1 protein-coding gene is annotated in these 5,001 nt (G+C 33.1%); it reads left to right on the top strand.

Annotated features, from left to right (window positions below; translation table 11 throughout):
- Nucleotides 1-394: 394 nt before the first annotated feature.
- Nucleotides 395-5,001, top strand: a 4,607-nt coding sequence (locus L866_RS08855) for a MiiA motif-containing surface protein (RefSeq protein WP_035446488.1), incomplete at its 3' end; no start/stop codon positions are given.

Genomic DNA, 5,001 nt, shown 5'->3' with positions numbered 1-5,001 from the left:
CGCTTATAATATACAGGAGATCTGTTCTTTTTTGTACCCTAAAATAAAAAATAGAGTTGAGGCCTTCGGCCATCAACCCTATAAATTATAGAACCAAATAGGGTTGATGTTGAGGTGAGCTAACCGTATGGTTACTTCGCGTTTTTAATAAAGCTAATAATTCCATTTATTGTACCGATTAATAAAAAATGTCTTTTTATACCTTTTATAAAATACAAAAAAATGTATTAAATTTGAGATGTGATAGGAAAATGCTTTACTTTTGCTACTTTTTGAATTAAACTAGGATAACTGCTCCACAGTAAATGGCAACAAAAAATGTAAAAAAGGGAGCACAAAAAACGGATATAATTATTCGTTTTCTGTCACTAGTTCAAAAATTTGGAGGTAATAAATGATAAAAGCAAAAAGAGAGAAAAGTTTAATACAAGGGGAAAAAAGACAAAGGTATGCTATACGTAAAATTTCTGGATATGGTGCTGTTTCAGTAGCAGTCTCAGCATTTTTTATGATGAGTGGATCACCAATTCAGATATCTGCTGCAACCGGAAGTCCTGGTCAATCAGACCAGATTGATGTTTCAAGTAGTTCAGATATAAATGAAGAGATAATAACTGTAACTTCTGCTGAAACATTAGCTGCACCTACGGAATCAGAAGAGACAATAGATGTAGCTTCTGTTGAAACATCAGCTGCATCTACGGAATTAGAAGAGCCAGCAGTTGTAACTACTGTAGATACACTAGCCGCATCTACAGAGTCAGAAGAAGTATCAGTAACTGCAACAGAAGAATCTATTGTAGATGCTACACCTGAAACTGTTTCAATAACAGAAGAACCTAAAAAAAGTTTAATGAAAAGTGCTTTAGAAATGTTAATTCAGTCTGCTAAAACAGTTGATGTAACATTGAAATCTGAAGCAGGTAAACAACTTTTCTCAAATGAACTAGTAAAAGCAGAGAAAATTTTCAATGATCCTTTAACCGATCAAGCAAGTATTGATGCAAGTGTAACAGCATTAGCATATGCAATTAATCATTTATCGATTGATCAAGTTCCAGCTAGTGTGGATTCCTTAGAAATTGAAACTTTAGAAACAAAGCCTCAAAAATTAGAGAAAAAACTTGTGGCAGAACCATTGATGAAAATGATGAAAGCTTCAGCTGTCCCAGCAGTATCTGAAGAAATGAAGATACAGTTTTTGAATCAAGCTGGAACAGTACTAAAATCTTCAGACGTGATAAATGCTAAAGATGGCCAAAATGTACGTGTTAATGTTCAAGTTGACCTTCCAGAAAACTTTTTAAATAAAAAAGTTGAAATTGAATTAGGGAACTTTTTATCATTCGCGGGTGACATTGGTACAGGTAGTAAAGACGAGACAGTATCTGAACAAACAACATCAATATCTACGCCAGAGTATACATCAGAATTGAAAACAGGCTCGGGTGAAAAATATATAGATTTAGATGATAAAAATAAAGAAAAGATTTATTCAACTAATCAAAAAGTTGTATATGATTTAAAAGATGATCTTCAAAAGTTGATTATACCTATAACGTTAAATGCAGATTTTAGAGCGCGATTGTTTGGGATTTCTTCGGATGGAGTGATTGAAGGTGTAGAAACAGGTGTAGAGCAAAGTACACCTATTACGGTTAAACTTTTTGCTGATAAAGAAGGCAAAAAGTATCAGAAAGAAGCTCAATTAGATAAGCTGTCTATTCCAGATAATGTTGATAGATATAATAGAAAAGCGGGACGAACATGGGCGACACAAAGCCGTTTGCATGCAAAAGACGTTATTGCGAATACTCTTAATGACTACAAAGCGAAAATTAATTTTTACGTTGGTGGTGGAGTAGGAAATGGCTCTGAAGATTTGTATTTCACTGAAGCTATAACGTTTGATTTAGTAGTTCCAAAAGGTGTAAAAATTGTGGATATAACATCAAGTTCACCAGTTACATTTTCAGATCCAGTTATTGATGGAGAGAGTGGTATATCAAGAGTAATAGGCTCTTTATCTAAAAGTGCGGCAGGAAAATATGTAGGACTTGAAGTGGAAGTTTCAGTTGATAGAAAGATTGTAAAAGAAGATACTTCTGTCGTGAAATTGGAAAACGCTAAAATAAAATTTAGAAATAGTGAATTTACTACAATGAATAATTCTACAAAACGTTTTACCATCCTTGATACTAAAGAGGGAGAAAATTTTCGGTTTTTAAGCTCTGGATTTGGAAAGCCAGGGTATAAACAAGAAATGCGTTATGGAATTACAACAGAAAAAGTATCAAACGAAAAATATACAGGAGTAGGTGCTGTTTTTAATTATGGAGCAATTATCACTAATTTTACTGAAACCCCTATTAGCCCTAAAACATTAGTGTATGAATTTGAAGAGAATGAATTTGTAGATGTAAAAGGTTTGGTATTACCTTTATTACCTAACAATCATATTTTGAAAACAATTGAAGTGAAAAGTAAAATGAAGCCAACATGGAAAACAATTACTTTTGACATACCTTATTCAGGGGATCAAGTAGTCTATAAAGATATTACTGATTTTGGTTATTCAGAAGCAGATACGCTTGTTGGTGCAAAAATATCTTTGGGCGGCTTTGATGAATATGCAGTATTAAGACAAGCATATAGTAGATATCGTATAAAAAATACAGATATTTTTGGAACGATAAAAAAAGTAGCAGACAAACAATTTAACGTTGCTAAAGTTCATTTGATTGATACTACTGATGAAATGAAAGCTTTGGATAGCGTAAAACAAAGGGTATCTGTTTCAACTGCAATATTTACGCCTAGGCTGGATACTGTGGTTAATGTAGATAGCAATAAAGTTATTAAGTACAACAAAAAAGAAACAATTAAGTATACTATAAAAAATAATAATGGATCAGATTCACATTGGAGTGCATCTTCTGATAAAATTGATAAAGTAGTACTTGCTTTACCAACAGATATTAAAGCGTCAAATATTAAATTTTATAATCCTGTAACAAATAAAGAGTTTACTGCAGATGTTCAACGGACAAATAAAGTAGTAGATGACATAACCCTTTATGAATTCTCATTTAAAGATGTTGCAGCGGATAATTCGTATGTAGGATTTCTAGGAAGTAAAGGTTCTGGATTCAAAGATCAATATTTTACTGTTGAAGTCGATGTTTTAAACGATAGTAAAACAAATCGTGTTTTATCGTATGATCAATCATTATTTGTAGTTGTAGATGGTATAAGAGATAGTGTAGGTGAAAATACGCATCGAGTGGACAAATATATGTTAGCGCCGGATAGTAGATTGGTAATAACAAATAAACCAACAGAAGCTGGAATTGTCTTCACCAAAGCGGATACGTTAGATATAACCACAGAAGCTAAACTATCCACGGATAAGAAATTTAAGCCATCAAATTCAGGATTTAAAATCACGGATGTTAAACAAGATTTGGATATAAAATTGAATATTTCTAATCCAACTGAAAGCATAGTAGAAGCGGCAGATTTATTTATTCCAATTCCAAAGTTAAATCAAAACTGGGGAAAAAATTTCCAAGATAAAGCATTTGAATTTGGTCTGAATCTAAAAGGCGTAGTATTAGATGAGGCGTTTAAAAAAACTTTTGATGTATCTTACGCAAATGTTGCCAAAGATAAACTAGAAGGTGATCAACTAGATACAACAAAATTAGCTAATGAACAATTTACGAAAGATTTCACTAAAGCAAATTTAATTAGAATACAAAGTAAAGATCAAAAGAATATTGATAAATTATCCATTTCCTCGATTACATTAAAACTAGAGCTTGATAAAGTATCTAAGCTAGAGGATGGTAAAACAATTGTTTGGAATCCATATTATAAAGCAGAGTTCCCTAGTGCTACTTTGACTGAAAAAGCACAAAATATTGAATTAGCTTTAACTGTTGGAAAAGCAGCGCTTCATTTGTTCGACGATAAAAACACAAATGGTAAAAAATCTACTGATGAAGAAGTATTAAAAAATACAAATGTAGAAGTAGAAGTATATAATGAGAGTGGTAAAAATGTTTATAGTGCAGCTCAAGCAGAGTTTAGTGCGGATGGCAAGCTTATTCTAGAAGGGTTAATCACTGATAAAAAATATCGTGTAAAGTTAACCTCCAAAGATAAGATGATGCGCTTTACCACTGGTAAGAAGAATAAGGACGCTTCTATAACGAATATTAATATAACAGCTGAAGCGGTAACACTCTCAGAAGTTAAAGTGTCTAAAGAAGTTGGGATGATTAAAAGACTTCAATTAGTTGATCCAACTATTATCCTCGTAGACGATAGTGAATCAATAACACCAACTGAAATAACAGAAGTTATAAATGCAGTAAAAGAAACAAATAAAGATTTACCACAAGAAACGATTGTAACGGTAGACACTAAAGGTAATGTTACAATTAAATATCAAGATGGCTATAGCGATACCATTGATAAAGGTAAAACGATTAAACAAAAAGATACAACAAAAGCAGGAACAGTTAATCCAATTGATACGGATGATATAATAATTACTGGAACAGGAACGACCGGATCAACTGTCAAAGTAACAGTGACGAACGGAACACAAGAAGTAACCGTCGTAGATGGAAAATGGTCAGTTGATATTAAAGATCCACTGAAAGCTGGGGATAAGGTAACGGTTGTTCAAACAGCGCCAAATAAATTACCGAGTGACGAAGTAACTGAAACAGTTAAACCTACTACAGCGGACAAAGTAGAGATTAAGCCACCAGCACCGACAGTCAAAGTGCCAGTCGATAATATAACTGAAATACAACAAGATGAAAAAGACCAAGTGATAGATGAAGTCGTAAAAGCTAACCCAGGTAAAGGCATTACAAAAGATAATGTCAGTGTCGGGGACGATGGCACCGTGACTGTAACTTATCCAGATAAATCAACGGATACATTGACGCCGGGTCAAGTAGTGATAGAAAAAACACAGCCAGGAAC

The organism is Atopobacter phocae ATCC BAA-285, from assembly GCF_000526675.1.
GTDB lineage: Bacteria > Bacillota > Bacilli > Lactobacillales > Aerococcaceae > Atopobacter > Atopobacter phocae.
This window is presented reverse-complemented; position numbering and strand designations above follow the sequence as displayed.